Source organism: Vibrio sp. HM8-C, assembly GCF_058630515.1.
Genome location: NZ_JBMMKS010000001.1, coordinates 107,366 through 130,173, shown reverse-complemented (window position 1 = coordinate 130,173; position 22,808 = coordinate 107,366). Strand labels below are relative to the sequence as shown.

The window sequence follows — 22,808 nt, the reverse complement described above, 5'->3', positions numbered from 1 at the left end:
AACAATTGTTATAATATAACATAACGAAAGATAATTACTATCAATAATAATTACTACGGTTCTTTGTTAGGTATGATATTTTTCCCTTTCATTGCTACGAGAAATTCATTAAAGACCAATGCATAAAATCACTCCTATTGGGACTATCGAAAGCCCATACAAAGAGAAGTTCGCTGTTCCTCGTCAACCCCGATTGGTGCCGAGCGCTAGAGCTCGCATCAAGTTACTCGGCGAGTTGAACTGTTTGGAAGCGGTACGTGAGATAGAACAATTCAGTCATCTATGGCTATTGTTCTTATTTGATCAAAATCTTGAAGCAGGTTGGAAACCAACGGTTCGACCACCTCGTCTTGGAGGAAATGAAAGAGTGGGTGTATTAGCGTCCCGTTCAACCTTTCGCCCAAACGGTATCGGTATGTCGGCTGTGGAATTTTTAGGTATTAATAAAGAAGGCGATCAATTTTATATCGAAGTGGGCAGCGTTGATCTGGTTGATGGAACGCCTATCGTCGATATCAAGCCTTACATCCCCTATTCAGATGCCATTCCTGAAGCCAAAGGTGGCTATGCAGAATCGGAGCCCTCAACAATAAACGTAGAGTTTTCTGCACACGCTCAAGCAGTTCTGAACAGTTTGCCTGATTCAGCAGTGAAACAAGCGGTTATTAGTGAAGTTCTAGCACAAGATCCACGTCCTGCTTACAAGAAAAACAAGCCAGACGAGAAGCAATACGCCGTACATTTGTACGATTTGAACGTAAAATTCACTGTATCAGGTAACTTAGTGACAGTTACTACTATTGAACGCTTTTGACATTTGCATTTGGCTGATATTATTAGCGGCTAAATTTATTTACCACCTTGATAAACGGATACCATAAATGCGTACCAGTAAATATCTTCTTTCTACTCTGAAGGAGACTCCAAACGACGCAGAAGTAGTGAGCCACCAGCTCATGCTACGTGCGGGTATGATCCGTAAGCTAGCTTCAGGTCTTTACACTTGGCTACCTACAGGTCTTCGCGTACTGCGTAAAGTCGAAACTATCATTCGCCAAGAAATCGACAATGCAGGGGCTATTGAAACATTAATGCCCGTTGTGCAGCCGTTTGAACTATGGGAAGAAACAGGCCGTTCTGAAAAGATGGGCCCAGAGTTACTTCGCTTTACTGACCGCCACACTCGTCCGTTTGTACTAAGCCCAACAGCAGAAGAAGTGATTACTGCTCTTGTGCGTAATGAAGTGAGTTCATACAAGCAGCTTCCACTTAATCTGTACCAAATCCAGACTAAATTCCGTGACGAACGCCGCCCTCGTTTTGGCGTGATGCGCTCTCGTGAATTCTCAATGATGGACGCATATAGCTTCGACATCGATAAAGAAGGTCTACAAAAATCTTACGACGCTATGCATGATGCTTACTGTAAAGCATTCGACCGCATGGGTCTGGATTACCGTCCAGTATTGGCTGATAGCGGTGCTATCGGTGGTAGTGGTTCTCAAGAGTTCCACGTATTGGCAGAAAGCGGCGAAGACTTAATCGCGTTCTCTACTGAATCTGATTACGCAGCGAACATCGAAAAAGCAGAAGCGGTTGCACTTGCAGCAGAACTTGCAGCACCAACTCAAGATATGACTCTGGTTGACACGCCTAATGCGAAAACCATTGCAGAACTGGTTGAGCAATTTGAACTGCCTATCGAGAAAACCGTTAAAACGCTTTTCGTTAAAGCATCAGATGAAGTTGACGCAGACATCATCGCACTGATCATCCGTGGTGATCACGAGCTAAACGAAGTGAAAGCAGAGAACTTGAAAGAAGTCGCTTCGCCACTAGAGATGGCTTCTGAAGAAGAGATTCGCGCTCTAATCGGTGCAGGTCCTGGTTCACTAGGTCCTGTTGGTCTAACACTGCCATTCATCGTTGACCGCACAGTTGCTGTAACCAGCGACTTCAGTGCAGGCGCGAACGTTGATGGTAAACACTACTTCGGTATTAACTGGGGTCGTGACGTTCAACTGGGTAAAGTTGAAGACCTACGTAACGTTGTTGAAGGTGACCCAAGCCCATGTGGTAAAGGCACTATCATGCTCAAACGTGGTATCGAAGTTGGTCATATCTTCCAGCTTGGTACTAACTACTCTGAGAAAATGAACTGTGGTGTTCTAGGCGCTGACGGTAAGAACGTTATTCTGGAAATGGGTTGTTACGGTATCGGTGTGACTCGTGTAGTTGCAGCTGCAATTGAACAGAACCATGACCAATACGGCATCATTTGGCCAGACGCGATTGCACCGTTCCAAGTGGCTATCGTTCCAATGAACATGCACAAATCTGAACGCGTTCAAGAAGCAGCAGAGAAGCTATACGCTGAACTGACTGCTGCTGGTATCGAAGTACTGTTCGATGACCGTAAAGAACGCCCTGGCGTAATGTTCTCAGATATGGAGCTACTGGGTGTTCCTCATACGATCGTTATCGGTGATCGTAGTATGGACGAAGGCAACTTCGAATATAAAAACCGTCGCACTGGTGATAAAACTCCAGTGGCTATGGCTAATATCGTTGAGCACATCAGATCTCAAATGGCGTAATCACTAACGATTATCTTTAAAGGCTGCCCTTGTGCAGCCTTTTTTATTAATCCTAGATTCATCTACTCTCTTTTACACTGCTGAAAAATAAGAAGGAGAACGTTATGGATCTGAAAGCCCTACTCAATCAAGCACTCAACTCCAATTTGGTTCAATCTGGTAAGCAACAAGCCCAATCTTTAACTAAAGATAAAAGCCAACTTGCCACGCTAGGTGCCGGCGCACTTGGTGGCGGTATCATTGGACTATTGATGGGTTCAAAGAAAACGAAGAAACTGGGTAAAAAAGCACTCACCATCGGCGGTTCAGCGGCATTAGGTGCACTAGCTTTTAAGCTCTATAACGACTGGCAAGCAAATCAACATGAGGCACCAAAGCCTGCTACTTTTGACCAAACTAATCCTCGTCATGAGTTACTCATTCTCAAAGCGATGATCGCATCAGCTAAAGCGGATGGTCATGTCGATGAACAAGAGATGGAAAAAATCAATCAAGTGATTACTGAAATGGGTGCAGATAGTGAAGTTCAGACGCTCTTCCAGCAAGAACTGAAAAAGCCCTTAGACCCAAATGAAATTGCAGCATTAGCGCAAACTCCAGCGCAAGCTTCAGAGATCTACCTTGCGTCAGCATTAATTGCCGATGAACAGAATTTCATGGAAAAAGCCTACCTACAGGAACTCGCTAAACAACTTGGGTTGAATGAAGAATTGGTACAAAGCATCCATCAGCAGATAAATGGTGAATAAATCACCGACTGAAACGTAACATTGAGCCAGCTCAAAGGTAACTTTTGTCTTCAATCTGCTCTCTGTGTATATTGAGAGCAGTTATCATTTATACGGCAGACGTCTCGTTCTGTATTATTCATTCTGTATAAGCAAGTCGTTCTGTAAAAGTAGGATAGAGTTATGCAAGTTTACGGTTGTTGCGATTTAGTTCGTGAGTTATACGCTCAAATTGGTAGTGGCGATCAAGCCTATATTCCTCAAGCAATTAGCTGCGCGGTTCGTGCACTTAACGATGTAGCAGCGGATACGTCTTTACCAAAAGAAGTCAGAGAGAAAGCGGCATTTGCTGCGGCAAACTTACTGATTTCAGACTTCGAGGACAAATAATGAATCTCGCCAATTTCGCTTCTATGGATACCGTCATGTTAATGAGCATAGTCAACATGAAGCTACGAGATGACTTTAATGGTGATCTGGACAAATTAGCCTCTTACTTCGATATCGATCGCGCGGCTCTTGAAGCAAAACTGGCTACAGCAGGCTTTGAATTTCTGCCAGAAGCAGGTCAGTTTCGCTAATCTTCGAATTTGATGATGTAGAATGCAAAAAGCGCAAACTATTTGAGAGTATACAGTAACAAATGTGTCTATTTGCGTGTGAGTGAGTGACAGCCCTTTACTGGTAATGCTTCTTTTAGGTCTATAAAGCGTACATGCTATGTATAATGGTGTGTACGTTTTTTTATCCATGAAGGCTTAGTAAGGCGATGGTCTCACTGCGTGAAGACCATCGCCCTGCCAAAAGGGTATTTAAGGGAATGATCAGGCTGAAACGAAGATGGACATAACCGTGTTACCTATCTTGCTAAATTAGAAGATCATTAATTAGTTTAAGTATCCTTTTGCTTGGTACTTGTATTTGAAACACCCATAAATCCTCCGGATTTGATACACAAAAAAAATGCCAACCGAATCGGTTGGCATTTTTAATTCTAATGAGAATTAATTGATAATAGGTTGCGTTGGGGCAACTTCTAGATCAACTTTCTTAATTTGACCATTAAACTTGTACGGCAGTTTTTCACGGTATGCAGGCATTACGGGGGCACCGAGATCCATGCCGACATCCAAAGTTTCTGTTACTGAGAATCGAACTGGTACTGCCTGTTCAACTTTCCCTGAACCAACTTTTTTATCATTGATGTATAAATCAACGCTACCGCCATTGAACTCCTGCAAGTATTTAAACGGCTCTTGCTTGTACACAGCCGACAGTTTTACGTCACCAGCAGGAATCGCGGAGTCGGACTCAATGGTGTAATAACCTTTAGCGAAGAAGTTGTAGCCATATACCAACTTACCGTTATCAACATAGAACGACAGTCCAGCAGAACTGCCTCCTATTGCCATTAGAACACCATCGGCTTTCTGACCTTTAGCAATATTTACATAAGCATCAATTCGATGATCACGCTGATACACTGGTGGCACAGAGCCTTCAGGAACACGAGTAACACTTGCTGTATAGCTAAACTTGGTTTTGCCACTTGTTAAAGACGGACGATCAGGCGTTGCCGCTCGTTCTGCAAATCGGTCATCGAGTGGATACACCTCATTGATTTCCGCCTGATGGTCAAATTCTTTGACCATCTCTGCTAATTTCTCTGGCATTTCTTTCGCCAGATCATCCGCTTGAGAGAAATCTTTTTCGACGTTATATAGCTCCCATTTTGAATTTTTAAAGCCACGGGAACCACTCAACTGCCAAGGCACGCCATGGAATGCAGCCGCTACCCAGCCGTCTTTATAAATCGCTCGGTGACCGCCTGTTTCAAAATACTGAACGGTACGATGTGACTTAGCGGTTGGATTGTTAAATGAGTACATCATGCTCGTACCCGCCATTTCCTTCTGCTTTACCCCGTTTACCATTTTCGGAGCCGGGAGGTTAGCCGCTTCAAGTATCGTTGGCGTAATATCGACCACATGGTGGAACTGGTTTAGAATCGTGCCAGTATTCTTTATTCTAGCGGGCCATGAAACGATCATACCATTACGAGTACCACCAAAGTGCGAAGGTACACGCTTCATCCATTGGAAAGGTGTAGTACCAGCCCAAGCCCAGCCTACCGGGTAGTGGTTTTCGTGTAACTCGTTACCTAGCTCATCCATATATTTCAACTGAGACTCAACAGTATCTGGCACACCATTTTGTGTCATGATGTTATTGGTAGTACCTGTAAGAGAACCTTCTGCGCTCGCTCCGTTATCGCCTGCGATATACATAATCATGGTGTTATCTGCATCAGGCATGCTTTCGACTTTATCGATTAAACGCCCAATTTCATAATCGGTATAAGCTAAAAATCCTGCGAACACTTCCATATGACGGGCATACAGTTTTTTCTGGTCTGCGCTTAAGCTATCCCAGGCCTCTATTTCCTTGGGACGGGGGGTCAGCTTAGTGTTCTCAGGAATTATCCCCATCTCTTTCTGACGAGCAAAGACTTCTTCCCGATATTTATCCCAGCCCATATCGAATTTGCCTTTGAATTTATCAATCCATTCTTGAGGGGCTTGTAAAGGTGCATGAACTGCCCCCGGAGCAAAGTAGGTAAAATATGGCTTATCTGGATTAACTGATTTCTGTTGGTCAATCCACCCAATCGCTTTATCCACTAAGTCTTCATTCAATTGATAACCTTCTTCCGGCGTTTTTTCTGGTTCAACAGCCGTCGTATCATTAAACAACTGCGGTTCCCACTGACTCGTCTCTCCCCCCTGAAAACCATAAAAGTGTTGGAAACCTAATCCAGTTGGCCACTGATGGAATGGACCTGATGGCGATGTTTCCCAGTCAGGAGTGTTGTGCCACTTACCAAATGCACTAGTGCTATAACCATTTTGTGTTAATACTTCAGCTATACTTGCGACGGATTTTGGCCAGATAGAATTATAGCCAGGGAAACCCGTTGAAAGTTCAGAGATTGTACCAAAGCCGACTTGGTGGTGGTTTCGACCCGTTAGCAATGCAGCGCGAGTTGGCGAACTGATCCCCGTAGTATGAAAGTTATTGTAAGTCACACCACGCGCTGCCAGCTTATCCATATTCGGTGTCGGGATTAAGCCACCAAAGCGACCTGCTTGACCAAAACCTAAATCGTCCAGCAAGATAACCACAACGTTGGGAGCACCTTCAGGTGCTTTGATCGGTTGGGGATAAGCTGACTTCGATTGATCAAAGGTTTTACCAATTTTTCCGCTGAACTCAGCAGATTGTTGTATCGGTAAAACCGTTCTGTCTACGGTACTAGTAGGCGCAGCGTAGCTTGCTGATGAAATCAACAAACTCGTTATCGCCACTACCGGTTTTATTTTTGTTTTCATTAAGTTTCCTTAAGCACTTAGACGTTGTTGAAGAGAAACCTGGCTATTCACTACTTTGGCGTAGAATTTTTTTAGACCAGGGCATAAGTAATTGAGGCCAGATTCTCCTTGCGCTGTCTTGGTAAAACGGTTTTTGGGGCATTCACCAAAACACAAAGAGAGGAAAAAACACTGACGACAATCCGAAGGCAAATCCGATGTTTTCGATTTGCCAAAAGCTTGCTGTTTGTTTGAAAACACAAGATCCCCCATATGCGTTTCAGCGATGTTGCCGAGCTTATATTCGGGATAGACAAAATGGTCACAGGAGTAGACGTCACCATTGTGTTCAATGGCTACCGCCTTTCCGCAGAACTCAGCCGACACACATTTCTGTGCACCAAACCCAAACATTTGAGAAATAACATTCTCGAATTGATCGACGAAAACCTGTCCAAAATCCTTCTTCAACCATTCATCCCAAATGGCAGTCAGAAAAATTCCCCATTGCGTAGCACCTACCGACCAATGTGTTAGGTAAGTATCTTGTCCAATAGGAGAAAGACTTTTATCTCCAATTTGAATAAGATCCTGAGACCGCCACGTCTTTGGAGCCGCTTGGGTAAAGTCTTTTGGTTCAACACAAGGAATGAACTGAATGACCTGCGGTTTAACTTCATCTCGCAGAAAGCGGTAAACCTCAAGCGGAAAAGCGCCGTTGTCTTGATTTACAACACACAATGCATTGAAAGTAACTTGGTATTTTTTCAGTAACGTAATGGCATCCATCACTTTATCAAATGATGATTTGCCTGCTCTGTTAAGACGGTGAATATCGTGAAGATGTTTTGGACCATCAATAGAAATGCCAACTAGAAACTGATGTTCTTTCAGAAACTGACACCAGTTGTCGTTGAGCAAAATACCGTTAGTTTGCAAGTCATTCAGGATGGTTTGATCTGGCTTCTTGTATTGTTTTTGTAGTGCGATGACTTTTTCAAAGAAGGACAAGCCCATTAACGTTGGCTCACCTCCTTGCCAGGTAAAGACCACCTCATCGCCGGTTTGCGCTTCGATATACTGCTTAATGTAGAGTGCAAGTGTTTCGTCACTCATACCTGCATGCGATGGTTGTTCTAAAAGAGACTCTTTATGAAGATAGAAACAGTAACTACAATCTAAATTGCAGCGTGATGCTGACGGTTTAGAAACGGCGTGAAATCGATAAACATCATTATTGAGTTTAGGGAGCTGTAACTTTGGTGACTCAACATTATTAAAAGTACGCATTTCCAAGGTCATAGATAGAACTCAACTAAGTAAAAAAGATAAACTTAGTGTAGACTATGAACAACTATCACACACGGAATACCTGATGTGAAAAAATGGAAAATAATATAAACCTTAACCTGCTAAACGTGTTGATTTTATTGAAAACACATCGCAACATGCGCACGGTAGCGAAAATACTTGGCAAATCAGAAAGTGCTATAAGTAAAGACATCAGCAAATTGCGCAAAGAGTTTGGTGATGATCTCTTTATCAAGACACAGGAAGGTTTTATACCTACTTTCTATTTAAGCCAAATTTTTCCAGAACTCGAATCGGCTTATACGCAGTTAATCTCGATTGTAAATAAACCTATTGAGTTCCAACCGCACCTGTATCAGGAGCTTATATGCATTGCTATTGCCGACGCCGAATATGACCGCATGGTATCGCTACTTTACCCAAAACTCGCTGAACACTTTCCTCTGGCAAAATTTAGCTTTATTTCTTGGAACCCAGAAAGTCTAGAAGAACTCCGCCAAGGGAAAATAGATTGTGGCATTCACCTCCAAAATGAACGTTGTTCCAAAGATTTTTACCAGAAGACACTTAAAGTTGACCAGATGGTTGCGGCTGTACACAAAAAGTACAACATTGAGAGTTGGAATAGTCTCAAAGACATTCCATATGTATTTATAGATGTTCCCGGATGGAACGACTTCAACTATCGATTTACAGATATCCTACCCAAAGAACACAGAGAGCATGTGTCTTACGTTGTTCGAGTTGACAAGATCGCTTCTGCGCTGGAGATCGCAACAACATCGAAAGTAGCAATACAGTGCCCGACGCGATACTTATCCGAAGATTTTACTGTCATCCCTTATCCACAAGACATCAGATTTGATATCGCTTACTCGTTTTACTGTTTACAGACTAAACGGCATAGCCCTTTAAATAAACTATTGAGAAATATCATCAGCCTGTGTTACCAAGAATGCAGGCAGTAGCATAAAGGCCATCAGATGTTAAGGCTAAGTTAAAATTCTTTCGATAGACGCTTTGTTAAATAAGAAAAAAGTAGATCAAAATAGTAATAGGGAGACAATGTTAGCATGGTTCCCAACTTGATGTATGGAATCCACTCTTCCCCTGCCAATCTAAACTTAGCAGGATGAGATAAATACCGAGGGTTCCAACATGCTGACCAACAATGTTATTGCTATCGACTTAGCTAAAAATGTCCTTCAAATCTGCCATATCAGTATTCATGGCGAGTTACTTTTCAACCGAGCTTTAAGTCGACAAAAAGCTAAAGAATTTCTAACTAAAACTAAGCCATCTATCGTCGCAATGGAAGGTTGTTGCGGTTGTCATTATTGGGGATAGCTAGCTGAACAGTGTGGACATGAAGTCAGAATACTCAATCCTAAAAAAGTAAAAGGCTATTTAGAAGGCCATAAAACTGATCACAATGATGCTCTTGCCATTGCTAATGCAGCTATACAAATTGGTATAAAATACAGCCGACCTAAAACATTAGAACAACAAGCTATGCACTCTTTGGAAAGCAGTCGACGCTTTTTATCTCGTAGTGTCGTTTCACTTGGGCAGCATATCCGAGGAACTATCTTAGGCTACGGGATAGCAAATCCAAGAGGTGAAAAAGGATTAAAAGCCTCAATTCAATCCGTGTTAGATGGTGAAACTCCAATACCTGCAAATGTGGTTTCTGTTCTTGCCATGTTGTGGGAACAATACAAACTACTCAAGTCTAAATTGATTGAATTTGAAAAGGAGAAAAATGCCTTAACTCGCCAGATTGAGCCATGTCAAAGACTCATGGAAATCGAAGGGGTTGGTGAGACAACAGCAGCGATGCTTTACACCACTCTCGGCGATGGCAAGCAGTTCAAAAATGGAAGACAAGCTTCTGCATTTGTTGGACTGACACCTAAGCAACATAGCTCTGGCGGAAAAGTCTTTATGATAGGAATTAATAAGTGTGGTGGTGTCAAAGAATTGCGATCCCTACTCTATCTAGGCGCAATGTCTTATGTCGGCCGACTCCCAGAAAACCCAAGAACTCAAAAAGATGCCTGGTTAACGAAAATTATAAATCGTATTGGATTCAAAAAAGCCTGTATTGCCCTCGCTAATAAAATTGTGCGAACCGCATGGGCAATGCTTCGTTACGAAACAGAATATAAACCGATATTACTAACCAACTAGTTAAACAGAATTTTACGAAATGATGATGCATAAAAGGTAAGACCAACCTACTGAAAACCTGGCCGTTCTGTCATGCTTTTAAAAGCTGTTAACTCGATGAGGACAGTAGGTGCGCAAACATCAAAGGTTAGAAGGTAGCTCCTTCAAAAGAAACCGAATATACGTACGCATCTTAACTTTTATTTGCTAAATCACTTTGTAAATACGTGGATTCCATATACGGAATGGGGCACTTTCGTGCTAGAAAGTGCCGAATGAAACAGTTCTGGACAGAAATAGCTTAGAGTTAGTGCACTAAACCGTTAAACTCGAATAACTAAAAATATGGCAGCGCTCGCCTGTCATTCTACGATTTACGACCTACCTTCCTGTACGCATCCGAGCAATTTACTTAATAACGGATGGGCTTGTTCAATACCCAAATAAAGTATCGGTTGCGCGACACTTACTCTTATTTGTTAGGCCTGACTTTCTCAAAAAAACGGTTCCTCCATCAGCTCAGATCTGCTGACCTTAATTTTCATTGAATATTTCTCGTTAATATCGTTTACCAAATGAATAAACCATTCAGGCGCATGAGGTGAAACAAAAACATCTTCAATAAGTAGATCTAGATCGCAGGGGATGAGCTTTCCTTCTCCCTTGTATTTCATATCAGTTAAAAGTGCCCTGACTTCTCTTTCATGTTCGAAAGACTTCCTTTTGCGCCAAAAGGCATCATTTGGCCCAGCATAGTTTTTATTAAGATCAAGATATTTCACTCGCCCAATATTTATGGATGGGTCACGACCAAGTGATTCATACAATCCTTTGTAAGATGTTCGTATTGCGACCGCATTAGCAAGAAAACTTGAGTACAGACGCCACATGGCCTCAGATTCATGCTCGCTTTCATGCCAGCAGTTTACAAATGTTCTCTTCTTGCGAGCTTCTCCGCCCATCTCCATTTCTTTTAGTAATCGTTGAGCATCTTTCTCTATTTGTTCTTCGGAAAGCTCACACACATGCCCTTCAGGGGGATTTTTAATTGCACTTTTGAAAAAATCGAGATAATGGGAATCCCATCGTTCTTTATTCTTTCGAACTCCTTTGGCACCTTCGAACAAGTCTTCGAAACAATCTGTGCGCGTAAAATATATAGCTTTCGAAGATAATAGGCTCACATATTTAGTGAAATCCATATAGCGCCAAAGCTTTGTTTCTTGGTCAGGGGTTTCGTACGGTCTTGGGGTAAAGTAATGCCTTATTGCAGTTTCTTTGAGGCCACTAGAGCAACTATCACATACATATAGCGGCTCATCATTTTGACCATAACCTAAGTGTGAAGTATCACCCTCTTGAAACGCATGGCCACAGGATACACAACTATCATGATTTTCAAATGAAAGCCTGCGTAAGTCCGTAGTTAATCTATGTGTCATTTCTTGCATGGAGTACCCAGAGGTCTAAGAATTTATTAGATCCCAAAATGGGTAATTAACCCCCACTTTGGGCTTTTTTGCGCATCCGCCGGACACTTGGACTCAGCATAAGCACATGTTTGAATAAACTATCATCATTTACCATAAAATAATGAACAATAAAATTGAACAAGAAGGGACTTCACACCCGTTCCTTTTTGCATTAGGAAATCTATCCAGAACTCTTTAATTGAGATTGATTGGATGTACTTCCGCTAACGCGAAATGGGGCAAAAGTAAGCTTGTTCCGTTCGGTTCATGGCTGTACACTTACATTGAGTGCCTCGGGTATCTCTGCTTTTTCATTGAGCTGCTATTTGCTGTCTGGCCAGAAGTAATAGCATCAATCTGAATTCGGCGTAATTGCAAAGCAGCCCACCGAGGACATACGATAAGCCTAGGAGCTTTTCCCTCCCATATTTTTTTGGTGATAAAACACTGGGCACAGCACACAGAATGCGTTCCCTCTTCAATTTGAATGACAAACATTCTGTAGCCGTTTACAAAGCCATCGGCATTGCCTGTGGCTTTGTCGTATCTGGGACTAAAGCGACCTGCTGCATAAATTAGGAAATGAGTGCGAAAGGGTTGTTTCGCAATTTGGCGACAAGCTGTTGACGAATTTATAGCATGTATAGGACGGGTTACACATTAGCCCATTTTATCAAGCACTAGTTGGCTCTAAATAAGCTTGGGGCAGTTATGAGTTTAATACGCACGTTGTGAAATTCACATTTCAAAATAAATTCAATTAGTTAAGATAAAACACACACAGAACCATTTATTTTAATGGTGATAAAAAATATTTGTTCCCTTACCTTGAAAGTCAGGATATTTTTATTAGATCAGTCTTAACTTAAACGTTACAAAATAAATGTTATTAATCAATATACTGATCTTAAGTGAAATCTCAGTTTGGCCTTAAGTGAAATGTTTTTATCTTAAGGTCTACTATTATCACATCAATCTTCCATCATAACTCATTGTTATTAATCGTTTAATACTAACACCTTAGTAATTGTATTTGTAATTCGTTCAAATTTTAAGATCAGTTTCCAACTCCCCAAGACAAATTTCACCTAGTCTTTGGAAGTGCCCAAAGATGTAATTCACAGTAATTTATGTACGATTCGATATCATCGGTTGTTCTGCCTGTGGCACCTCCAATTAAGTGTAAATTTGGCAAATTAGCATATGTAATCAATTGAAATGTTCCCCCCTTGAAGATTTTTTAGTCATTCATGTATCAGCCCCTTGTGGGCGTATCATCAGTAATTACATGTAAACCCGAAAATCTTTGTCTGATATAAAATCTCAAACAAAGCTGAGAGCATATCCTGTTATAAAAAGTAGGTCATAAGCATGTTGCGAGCTTTTGCTCTATGACGGTTTGGGGCAGAAGCAAGTTGACCAGACTAGTAATCACTTCTTACTAACGCGAAAACTCCTTTCCAGAACCAATCGCTTAGTTGCCTTAATTTTCGGATTATACATGCAATTACTTTGTTTTACGTTTTTTATATAAAAAACAAAGAGATAAATCATGGGGATTACGTAGACCAAAACTGTGATTTATTGTCATTTCCTTCTAAAACAATAAGATAATAAAAAAACAAATCGTAGTAATTACATGTATATTCCCAAGAAGCTCAAATAAGATGAAGTCCTGACGTTTAACCATAGCAATACATTTCATTATTTAAACTATGTCTATTCACGAAACAATGAAGTGATGAGTCTTCTGGGCGTAAATTAGAAAGGGGTAGTTTTGATTTTATTACGCAACATGCGTTTCGAAAGTTGCGTAATAACAGTGAAAGACGCTTTGGGCAGAGAAAATTTGCGAAACAGCTTTCTTCAAAATTGTGCAAGACCCTCTTGCTCAATTGGCTGCTATAGAGTTTGTCCAACAGTCTGTTGGACAAATCAATGTTATGACGGCTTTCTGCTGCCCACTTGCCATTAGTCATCTACCTCACCCAGTAGCTTGCGAAGCCCTGTGACAAAGCCTCTAGGGAATACTTCGCTGTTGTCCTCCATGTTCTTAACCTGACCTGCCTGAGTGGTTTGCCAGTCGTTCTTCTCCATGCATTCATCAGAAATGGCATACGCTAAGGCTTTTTTCTCTGATTCGATTAGTACACCTGATAGGGATGGCGGCACTTCCACGCTTGGCTCCGCTGTAGTATCAAACTGGCGCACTGGGCGTTTGTCGATGGTAATGTTGGCGTGTTGCTTGAGCAAATTGACCTCTTTGCGGTAGCGGTTACGCTCAGCAATAATTTGACCAAACAAGGCGCGTACCGCAGGGTCTGGAATGCGCTCTAACAGTTTATTATCCGCAGGGATAGATTTAGACCGTGAGGTGTTCAATAGCGGCTTTTTTGTGTTGGTGTTGCATTTTGCCGCCCATGCCTCGATAAGTATTCGGTAGTGCTTGTTACGGGTAGCACGCAAAGCCTCATACGCCAATCCGCCATTTTCGGCAGAAACACGTCCAATTTGCGTAATGGAGAAGTCACGCTGACCTGATTCTGCATAGGCTTTTAGCGTGTCATTGAGCTTATCGAGGTTCTGCTGCGTGCGAGGTACTTTACCTTCTTTTAAGTCAGCCAGAATGACATCAATATCGAGTTCCATTAATCCTCCAATAAGTTCGGTAGTGCTATGCCATCTAGATTAATGGCTTTATCAGTCAGTGCATTAATACCCTGAGAGAACAACTTGTTATCGGTCAGGTATTCACCTGCTTCAATGTAGTTTGCCACTTTTCGGTAGCCTTCAAGCTTGTCGTCAGGGTCGGCGATTTTTGCCATTTGTCGCAGCATGGCATTGGCGGCGATGAGCTGTTGTTTGTCGTCCATTTCCATGAAAATCGGCTCAAAGCCTTTTTTCATCAGCACACGACTAAGCTGGCGTGAACGCTTTTCTATGGCAGGGGTTTTACGAAGTTCGTCCTGCAAATCAGGGTAGAACTCCGCGTCTTCACAAATCAGGGATAGATGCAGCAACTCAGAGTCGGTTTCAACAAACTTCAAGGCATGGCTGACATCTTGCTCAGAGCCAACCGCAATCAGTTTATCTTTTGTGTCATCGTCATTTCTGGCTTCTTCGACCCGCATAATTTTGATAATGAGTCCAAAGCAAGCTACCAGGTCTTTTGTGTATTCATCGGTTTCGACTTGCTGTTTTTCCCAGCGGCGCTGTAGGACTTGCAGTTCATCGTGCTTGATAAACGGCTTGCCTTGGTCTTCACAAAAGAACTGCTCATCTTTAAGGGCTTCCAGTTCACCCTCAATTTCCACAGAGAGGTTAGCCGCTTGATGCGCTTTGTAACTCAGTTGATTAAAGTGGGCATTGAGTGGCTTAAGATAATAGGCTTCGGTAATAAACCAGCGGCAGCGGATACAGTTTTCGGGGCCGTGGGGTACGCTAGCGTAAACTCTGGCATGTATGTCGGGTGAATTTTTGAGCAACTCACCACCATTCCAGCACCCCCCAAGGGTACTGACTTCATCCGATTTCACGGTGTTACCACCGACCAAACACAAACCACACGATCGTTCTTCCCAGCCAATCGGGTTACGGTTAACCAGTGCCGCCTGAATACTGTCATCACTGTGATACACCATCTTGCATTGGATTTGATCCATCGAGGCATCTTTAAGGAAATTGCGCACCGATTGCTTGGATTTCGCATCCAACTCACCATGTGCTTCATCCATTTTTTCCGCCATCACAGACGGGGTAATCTTGTTGTAGTAGATGGTCATCAGCAGGCGTGTATGGCCCGCCAATAGCTTAGAAATCACAGGCAGAGGCAATTGCGTGTCCATCGTATACGCCGTGATGAGTGAGACACGCAAACTGTGTAAGGGGAAGAGCGTGGACTTCTTTTCTCTTGTGTCGTCAGGGTAATCCACAACCAGTTTCAACCGCTCACCGTTATCTAAAGTGTGACCTTGCTCTGCAAGGTTGTTTTCTAGCTCAAATAGGAGTTGATACCAGAAAATATCTGTCGCGTTGTACCCAATAGGTTTATGTTTATCCTCGCCCTTTGCTGATGCATCACGAAACAAAAAGGCAGTCTCCCCCATACTTTCTAGCTGTTTGTCCGATTTCTTTTCATGAGTGTGCTTTCTCAGCAGGGAGGTGCAAACGGTGGGTTTTGCAATCGGGTTGTATTTTTCTTGCCAGTTACGTAGTTTTTCCAGCCAGTACAGCACTTCTTCATTTTGCCAAGGGATGATGTAGCCACGCTCCAGTTCGTCTTTGTTCTGGTCGGCGGTCTTGTTGGTGTTTATGTACAAACCTGTCGAATAAAGCCCTGTCATGGTGTCGTGAATGCGGCGGAAGATACCTTTACCGAACGGGCGTTTTTCACTGCCAAGGGCAAAATCATGCTTGGTGTTCACTACCCATTGACCTTGTTTATAGCGCCATGTGTCGGCTTCACCGCTGTCGAGCATCCGCACCTGATAGGTACGTAGCGGCAAATGGAGCTTCATAAAAAACACCATCGCTTTGACAGGCGACCAGAGTTGGTGAATGGTTATTTTCTTTTGCCCTTTACCTTTAATTTTACGAGTCACTTCTTTGGTGCGCCACACGCAGTCAGGGTCGGTTTTATCAATCAGCTCAGGCTCCACTTCAAACCAATCACCATCACTGCGACGAGCATTTTTTTGACCTGTCTGCTGCTGCGCCCATGTCCAGTGCTTGAAGTGACGATAGTAATAGGCAGGCAGCAGGGTTTCACCCCCTTTAAGATTTTGCTCAATGACGGTCAGTTCAACTTTGTCAGGCAGTGGACAAAGGATTTGGCGCAAGTCCTGAATGTAGCGATAAGGCAAGGGGTTGCGGACGGTTTCAGTCGTATTTCCTTGTATTTTGATTTTGCTTAGAGGGTTTTGAACCAGTGGCACAAGGTTGCCATTGTCATCTTCTTCCGAGAACACTTTTTCAATAACAAAATCGATGAAGTCACAGGGATAACTCACACCCTTTTGGATTGAAGTTGGGTTATTTAGTGTGGTTTTAAGCAGTGCGGTCAACTCCTCACTAGAGCATTGATGTCCTTGGTAGCCCTTAAACAACAATGAAACATCACCAACAGCATATAGTGCATGTATGGCAAGGTAGGATTCGAAGAAACGACTTAAAGCTTTCTGCTTTTCAGTGAGAGCAGTTGTTTGTGTCTCCATCCACTCAGCAGCCAATTCCTGCCATTGCTGCCATTCCATACCAAGCGTGGTCAGCATCCATGAGAAGGTTGAATCCGATGCGCGTCCGTCCTGTTTTTTGCCTTTTTGCCCCATTACTTACCTCTCAATTTTGGATGTTTGCCAGTGAAGTACCCCTGTGGGTCGATGTCATCAAAGCCATGCTCAACCAGTGCTTTCCAGTCTAGTGCTTTGACTTTGGATTCAGGGTTTGCCAGTTGCAGTGTCGCTTGGGTCAGTTCATCAGAGATTTCCTGCTGGCCTTTGCCTACGTAGGGGATTTGTGAATCTACGGACTTATGGTGCATACAGCGGCGAATCACCAAGGGGTTCAATCCTGAACGCTCTAGCCGTCTGCCGTAATTATGTCGATGTCCATGTGGGTCTTTGCCTTCTGCTTTGTTTGGTTCTAAACCAATGCGCTTCAAGCCGTTGGCGTAGTTATCATGAAAAGCGTTGATGGTGTAAGGATTGCCGAAAGCGCGGTGATGAAAAGAAATAAACGCATAAGGGTGGTGACAGTCTATACTGGCGCGGTACTTTTGATAGTTTTTCCAAAGTGACATAAACACTTTGCCATAGTCAGTTGGGAACCACTGAACCTGTATGTAGTTATCTTTATGGTCAACCACACGACCTTTCCAACCGAGATGCGCGGTGCCTTTCATGCGTTGACGAGGGATACGCGCATACTTTTCTTTTAAATACGTTTCTCTATTCTGATTTTTAGAACGAACTTCAGGGTCACTTGGCGCTTTGCCATCGACTTCATTGTAAATTCGAACGATTGCACTATCTGGGTTATTGGGGGCTTCAAACACATCTGTGACCCAAAGCGTTAAAGCCTCACTTTCGCGTAACCCGCCACCGTGCATGAGTAGGAGTATGAGTTTGTCCCTGAGTGCCACTCTTGGGTCACTTGCACCACCAATGCCATTCATATAAAAATCTTCCCAATGCTTTTCAGGAAAGGCGATAGCGTCATTTTCGGTTTTGGTGAGCGGTGTGCGCCCCTTAATCGTTCGCGCCTTACGGATGGTTTTATTGACTGTCTTATCTTCGATATGGCCGAGGAAATCGTTTTGGTTTTTGCGATACCATGCAGCGAAATTGAGTCGCTGATCGTGAGGGGTAGCATCACGCAAGGGATTCATCGGCGAAGTGCCTTGCTTGTTCGCTAACCAATCGGTGAATGCCGTCAGTCGGTGAATGTGCTTATTCACGTTACTGGTTGAACTTGGCACCCAATATAAACCAGAGGGGTCAAGTCCATCTTCACCAATCGTTCCTGTATACAACCGCTTAGAAAAGGTCTGGAAGAGCAACTTCGGATCGTCAAACAATCCTCTATTTGCTTCCATATAATCCAGCAACAAGGACACCGCTTGAAGAAATCCATTCATGACGGAGTTACTCACCCCGTCCACCTCTAGCTTGAGTAGGTAGTCCGTGACCGTACCTAACTCTCCTTGCTCAGTTAGCAAGATAGGCAGTTGGCTTTTGATTCCCGTATTGTCCTCTACAATCGTCGCTCTGACTTTTACTGATGACAAATTATGCTTTCCTTATACACATAATACACATCATTTACTATGTACCTATAATGTTAGGTGTGCAATAAAAAGGCAGATTTCTCTGCCTTAATACACATTATACACCCTTTGAGTTACTATATATAACAATGGGTTTGCGCTTTTGTTTACATGAAATTTAGTAGCTTTAATTCACGGGTCTGTTATTAACCCAAGTTCTTACGTGCGTTTTGGAACATACGCATCCAAGCACCGTTTTCACCCCAGCTATCTGGATGCCATGAGTTTGCCACTGTGCGGAATACACGCTCAGGGTGAGGCATCATGATAGTTACACGACCATCAGCAGTAGTTAAACCTGTGATTGCATTTGGCGAACCATTCGGGTTATTCGGGTATTGTTGTGTTGGGTTACCGAAGTTATCAACAAAACGGACAGCTACCGTGCCTGAGTTCTCGATTGCCGCAAGGTGTGCTTCATCACGAACTTCGACACGACCTTCACCGTGAGAAACTGCGATTGGCATACGAGAGCCAGCCATACCGTCGAAGAACACAGAATCAGATTTCTGAACTTCTACTAAGCTAAAGCGAGCTTCAAAACGCTCAGATTCATTGCGTACGAAACGTGGCCACAAATCTGCACCTGGGATCAGTTCTTTCAGGTTAGACAGCATCTGACAGCCGTTACATACACCTAGAGAGAACGTATCTTGGCGGTTAAAGAAAGTTTCAAACTGGTCGCGAGCCTGTGCGTTAAACAGCACTGACTTAGCCCAACCTTCACCGGCACCCAGTACGTCACCGTAAGAGAAGCCACCACAAGCCACAAGACCTTGGTATTCTTCCAATACAGCCTGACCTGTCAGGATATCACTCATATGGATATCGGTAGCTTCAAAGCCTGCACGGTCAAACGCTGCTGCCATTTCAACATGAGAGTTAACGCCTTGCTCACGCAGAATAGCCATCTTAGGCTTAGCGCCTTTGGCAATATAAGGAGCAGCTACGTCTTGGTTAGTATCGAAGCTTAGTTTCACGTTCAGACCTGGATCTGAATTGTCTTTCTTCGCTTCAAACTCTTGGTTTGCACACGCTGGGTTATCGCGAAGTGCCTGCATCTTATGCGTCATTTCAGCCCAGATAGTACGAAGATCTGTTCTTGAACGGTCGATAAGTACGGTGTCACCCGAAGAGATAACAACCTTGTCAGACGCCTCAACAGCACCAATAACGTGTGAACATGCAGCTAAACCGTTGTCTGCCAATGTTGCAAGTACAGACTCAAGTTCATCGTTCTTAACCTGAACAACTGCACCGAGTTCTTCGTTGAACAGTGCAGCTAGAACATCTTCACCTAACGCTTCAATGTTTGCTTGCACACCACAGTGACCAGCGAATGCCATCTCAGCAAGAGTAACAAATAGACCGCCGTCGCCTTTATCGTGGTAAGCAACCAACTTGTCGTTGCTTACTAGATTTTGAATGGCGTTGAAGAAACCTTTTAGTTGCTCTGCGTTGTCTACGTCAGCAGGCTTATCACCTAATTGCTTGTAAACCTGAGCTAGAGCTGTAGCACCTAGACGGTTTTTACCGTTACCTAGGTCAATTAGTACTAGGCTTGATTCACCTAAATCAGTACGTAGCTGAGGTGTAACTGTCTTACGTACGTCTTCTACACGTGAGAATGCAGTGATGATAAGTGAAAGTGGAGAAGTCACTTCTTTGTCTTCGCCATTTTCGTTCCACTTAGTCTTCATCGACATTGAGTCTTTACCCACTGGGATAGTCAGACCAAGTGCAGGACATAACTCTTCACCAACTGCTTTTACTGCTTCGTAAAGACCCGCATCTTCACCAGGGTGACCTGCTGGAGACATCCAGTTAGCAGATAGTTTGATACGTTTGATATCGCCGATTTCAGTTGCAGCGATGTTAGTGATTGCTTCACCAACAGCAAGACGAGCAGACGCACCGAAGTCAAGTAGAGCAACAGGAGTACGCTCACCCATCGCCATTACTTCACCGTGGTAAGTATCGTAACTTGCAGCAGTAACTGCGCAGTTCGCAACAGGAACCTGCCATGGACCAACCATTTGGTCACGAGCAACTAGACCAGTTACCGTGCGGTCACCAATCGTGATCAGGAATGTTTTCTCTGCAACAGCTGGAAGACGAAGTACACGTTCAACTGCTTCACCTAATTCGATACCTGAACGATCAATTGCTGGGCTATCAACCTTCGCTGTTTTCGCATCACGGTGCATTTTAGGCGTTTTACCTAACAGGATATCCATTGGCATATCGATAGGCGTATTGTCGAAATGCGTGTCTTCTAGTTTCAGTTCACGCTCTTCAGTCGCGATACCTACTACTGCGTATGGAGCACGCTCACGCTTACAGATAGCATCGAAAGCTGCCATGTTTTCTGGCGCAACAGCCAATACATAACGTTCTTGAGATTCGTTACACCAAATTTCCAGCGGGCTCATTCCCGGCTCATCATTTGGCACATCGCGAAGTTGGAAAATGCCGCCACGCTCGCCATCATCAACAAGCTCAGGCAGTGCGTTAGAGATACCGCCCGCGCCCACATCGTGAATAAATGCAATTGGGTTTGCTTCACCAAGCTGCCAACAACGGTCGATAACTTCCTGACAACGACGTTCCATCTCTGGGTTTTCACGTTGTACAGAAGCAAAATCTAGATCTTCGGCAGACTGACCAGAAGCCATAGAAGAAGCAGCACCGCCACCAAGGCCGATGTTCATTGCTGGGCCACCAAGTACGATCAGGCTTGCACCAACTGGAATCTCTTTCTTCTGTACGTGTTCATCACGAATGTTACCTAAACCACCCGCAATCATGATTGGCTTGTGGTAACCACGAACTTCTTCACCCGCGTGAGAAGTTACTTTCTCTTCGTAAGTACGGAAGTAACCTAGAAGGTTTGGACGACCAAATTCGTTGTTAAATGCTGCACCGCCTAGAGGACCCTCAAGCATGATGTCTAAAGCGGTAACAATACGACCCGGTTTACCGAAATCTGTTTCCCAAGGCTGTACAAAGTTTGGAATACGAAGGTTCGAAGTAGTAAAACCAACAAGACCTGCTTTTGGTTTACCACCAATACCGGTTGCGCCTTCATCACGAATTTCACCGCCTGAACCAGTTGAAGCACCCGGCCATGGAGAAATTGCTGTTGGGTGGTTGTGCGTTTCCACCTTCATCAGAATGTGCGCTTTTTCGTGGTTGTATCCGTACTGACGAGTTTCAGGGTTCGGGAAGAATCGACCAACTTCAGAACCTTCCATTACCGCCGCGTTATCTTTATAAGCAGACAGAACGTAATCAGGAGTCATCTCCATGGTGTTCTTGATCATCTTGAATAGTGATTTGTCTTGCTTAACGCCGTCGATTGTCCAATCAGCGTTGAAAATTTTGTGGCGACAGTGTTCTGAGTTTGCTTGTGCAAACATCATTAGTTCGATATCAGTTGGATTACGCTCAAGCTTAGTTACGAAGCTTTCAACTAGGTAATCAATTTCGTCTTCAGCAAGCGCAAGTCCTAGGGTAACGTTTGCTTCTTCAAGCGCTTTACGGCCACCTGTCAGTAGATCAACGTAAGCAACAGGCGCTGGCTCTGCAGATTTAAACAATGCAGCAGCTTGTTCAAGTTCAGTAAAAACCACTTCCATCATGCGGTCGTGGATTAACGCATTGATAGTAGAGATTTGCTCAGCTGAAAGTTCACCTTCTGACTCAATGTAGTAAGCCGTACCGCGCTCTAGACGCTTAACATTTGCTAAGCCACAGTTGTTCGCGATATCCGTTGCTTTAGAAGACCAAGGAGAAATAGTACCTGGGCGAGGAGTAACAAGAAGAAGCAAACCTTGCGGTTCGTGCTCTTGAATTGTTGGACCATAAGTCAGTAACTTTTCAAGCTTTTCGATTTCACTGCCGTCCAAATCCGCTTTGAGATCAGCAAAGTGCATGAACTCTGCATAGATACCCGTCACAGGTAGGTTTTGTTCACGACACGTCTCGAGTAGTTTATTAACACGAAACTCAGAAAGAGCTGGGGAACCACGCAAAATTCTCATGTGCAAAGGTCTCTATATCCATTGATTGAGGTGTAATTGGCATAAATTCATCTAATTTTCAGTACGTTAAACTAATTAATTAGAACTTATGCCGATTTCATCTCTTTGATGGGAGCGCATTATAGAGGATTTTTTTTTGTGACGTAACATCAAAAGCAACCGTTTGCGTCATTTTTTTTATTAAATTTGAATTTCACCCTGTTTGAACAAAATTCAGACACAACAAGCTTAGTCGTAAGCTATCACTTTGCCATCTGAGCAGCCTTTGATATAAAGGCACTAATTGATGTTAGAGAT

General features: G+C 43.4%; 13 protein-coding genes and 1 pseudogene. 7 read left to right on the top strand and 7 right to left on the bottom strand.

The window, feature by feature from the left end:
- Positions 1-118 precede the first annotated feature (118 nt).
- The 5 genes from tsaA (at position 119) to ACOSVQ_RS00535 (ending at position 3,906) form a co-directional block, all read left to right on the top strand.
- Positions 119-814, top strand: coding sequence for a tRNA (N6-threonylcarbamoyladenosine(37)-N6)-methyltransferase TrmO (gene tsaA, locus ACOSVQ_RS00555; RefSeq protein ID WP_491980667.1), 696 nt, complete (start codon positions 119-121; stop codon positions 812-814).
- Positions 815-881: 67 nt separating this feature from the next.
- On the top strand, positions 882-2,597 hold the full coding sequence (locus tag ACOSVQ_RS00550) for a proline--tRNA ligase (RefSeq protein WP_491980666.1): 1,716 nt from the start codon (positions 882-884) through the stop codon (positions 2,595-2,597).
- Between the two features lie 104 nt (positions 2,598-2,701).
- A complete protein-coding gene (locus tag ACOSVQ_RS00545) occupies positions 2,702-3,346 on the top strand; it encodes a tellurite resistance TerB family protein (protein ID WP_491980665.1) in 645 nt (214 codons plus the stop codon).
- Between the two features lie 162 nt (positions 3,347-3,508).
- Complete coding sequence (locus tag ACOSVQ_RS00540; RefSeq protein WP_042488988.1) at positions 3,509-3,715, top strand: YaeP family protein; 207 nt, start codon at positions 3,509-3,511, stop codon at positions 3,713-3,715.
- Positions 3,715-3,906 (top strand): DUF4250 domain-containing protein, encoded by a 192-nt coding sequence (locus ACOSVQ_RS00535; protein ID WP_165310535.1) that lies wholly within the window; start codon positions 3,715-3,717, stop codon positions 3,904-3,906. Before ACOSVQ_RS00540 ends, ACOSVQ_RS00535 begins: the two co-directional genes overlap by 1 nt.
- A 423-nt stretch (positions 3,907-4,329) precedes the next feature.
- Here ACOSVQ_RS00535 and ACOSVQ_RS00530 read toward each other — a convergent pair whose 3' ends face one another.
- Both ACOSVQ_RS00530 and ACOSVQ_RS00525 read right to left on the bottom strand, forming a co-directional pair.
- Entirely contained in the window at positions 4,330-6,714 is a 2,385-nt protein-coding gene (locus ACOSVQ_RS00530) for an arylsulfatase (protein WP_491980664.1), read from the bottom strand.
- A 9-nt stretch (positions 6,715-6,723) separates the two neighbouring features.
- Positions 6,724-7,995 (bottom strand): anaerobic sulfatase maturase, encoded by a 1,272-nt coding sequence (locus ACOSVQ_RS00525; protein ID WP_491980662.1) that lies wholly within the window; start codon positions 7,993-7,995, stop codon positions 6,724-6,726.
- Positions 7,996-8,078: 83 nt separating this feature from the next.
- On the opposite strand from ACOSVQ_RS00525, the gene ACOSVQ_RS00520 reads away from it, so the two are divergent.
- On the top strand, positions 8,079-8,972 hold the full coding sequence (locus ACOSVQ_RS00520; protein ID WP_491980660.1) for a LysR family transcriptional regulator: 894 nt from the start codon (positions 8,079-8,081) through the stop codon (positions 8,970-8,972).
- A 190-nt stretch (positions 8,973-9,162) separates the two neighbouring features.
- A pseudogene (locus ACOSVQ_RS00515) lies at positions 9,163-10,194 on the top strand (IS110 family RNA-guided transposase).
- Between the two features lie 473 nt (positions 10,195-10,667).
- On the opposite strand, the gene ACOSVQ_RS00510 reads toward ACOSVQ_RS00515, so the two are convergent.
- The 5 genes from ACOSVQ_RS00510 to purL form a co-directional block, all read right to left on the bottom strand.
- Positions 10,668-11,624: a hypothetical protein gene (locus ACOSVQ_RS00510; RefSeq protein WP_491980659.1), complete on the bottom strand. Its 957-nt coding sequence runs from the start codon at positions 11,622-11,624 to the stop codon at positions 10,668-10,670.
- A 1,992-nt stretch (positions 11,625-13,616) separates the two neighbouring features.
- On the bottom strand, positions 13,617-14,294 hold the full coding sequence (gmtX, locus tag ACOSVQ_RS00505; RefSeq protein WP_491980658.1) for a gamma-mobile-trio protein GmtX: 678 nt from the start codon (positions 14,292-14,294) through the stop codon (positions 13,617-13,619).
- Positions 14,294-16,972, bottom strand: coding sequence for a gamma-mobile-trio integrase GmtZ (gmtZ, locus tag ACOSVQ_RS00500; protein ID WP_491980657.1), 2,679 nt, complete (start codon positions 16,970-16,972; stop codon positions 14,294-14,296). The genes gmtX and gmtZ overlap by 1 nt, the downstream gene beginning before the upstream one ends.
- Positions 16,972-18,429, bottom strand: a complete 1,458-nt coding sequence (gene gmtY / locus ACOSVQ_RS00495; RefSeq protein ID WP_491980656.1) for a gamma-mobile-trio recombinase GmtY — start codon at positions 18,427-18,429, stop codon at positions 16,972-16,974. The genes gmtZ and gmtY overlap by 1 nt, the downstream gene beginning before the upstream one ends.
- 185 nt (positions 18,430-18,614) lie before the next feature.
- Entirely contained in the window at positions 18,615-22,511 is a 3,897-nt protein-coding gene (gene purL, locus ACOSVQ_RS00490) for a phosphoribosylformylglycinamidine synthase (RefSeq protein WP_491980655.1), read from the bottom strand.
- Positions 22,512-22,808: the final 297 nt, after the last annotated feature.

What these genes read in the sequence shown, in the direction of transcription:
- tsaA (WP_491980667.1), top strand. Translation starts at nt 119, where the DNA reads ATGCATAAAATCACTCCTATTGGGACTATCGAAAGCCCATACAAAGAG.
- ACOSVQ_RS00550 (WP_491980666.1), top strand. Translation starts at nt 882, where the DNA reads ATGCGTACCAGTAAATATCTTCTTTCTACTCTGAAGGAGACTCCAAAC.
- ACOSVQ_RS00545 (WP_491980665.1), top strand. Translation starts at nt 2,702, where the DNA reads ATGGATCTGAAAGCCCTACTCAATCAAGCACTCAACTCCAATTTGGTT.
- ACOSVQ_RS00540 (WP_042488988.1), top strand. Translation starts at nt 3,509, where the DNA reads ATGCAAGTTTACGGTTGTTGCGATTTAGTTCGTGAGTTATACGCTCAA.
- ACOSVQ_RS00535 (WP_165310535.1), top strand. Translation starts at nt 3,715, where the DNA reads ATGAATCTCGCCAATTTCGCTTCTATGGATACCGTCATGTTAATGAGC.
- ACOSVQ_RS00530 (WP_491980664.1), bottom strand. Translation starts at nt 6,714, where the DNA reads ATGAAAACAAAAATAAAACCGGTAGTGGCGATAACGAGTTTGTTGATT.
- ACOSVQ_RS00525 (WP_491980662.1), bottom strand. Translation starts at nt 7,995, where the DNA reads ATGACCTTGGAAATGCGTACTTTTAATAATGTTGAGTCACCAAAGTTA.
- ACOSVQ_RS00520 (WP_491980660.1), top strand. Translation starts at nt 8,079, where the DNA reads ATGGAAAATAATATAAACCTTAACCTGCTAAACGTGTTGATTTTATTG.
- ACOSVQ_RS00510 (WP_491980659.1), bottom strand. Translation starts at nt 11,624, where the DNA reads ATGCAAGAAATGACACATAGATTAACTACGGACTTACGCAGGCTTTCA.
- gmtX (WP_491980658.1), bottom strand. Translation starts at nt 14,294, where the DNA reads ATGGAACTCGATATTGATGTCATTCTGGCTGACTTAAAAGAAGGTAAA.
- gmtZ (WP_491980657.1), bottom strand. Translation starts at nt 16,972, where the DNA reads ATGGGGCAAAAAGGCAAAAAACAGGACGGACGCGCATCGGATTCAACC.
- purL (WP_491980655.1), bottom strand. Translation starts at nt 22,511, where the DNA reads ATGAGAATTTTGCGTGGTTCCCCAGCTCTTTCTGAGTTTCGTGTTAAT.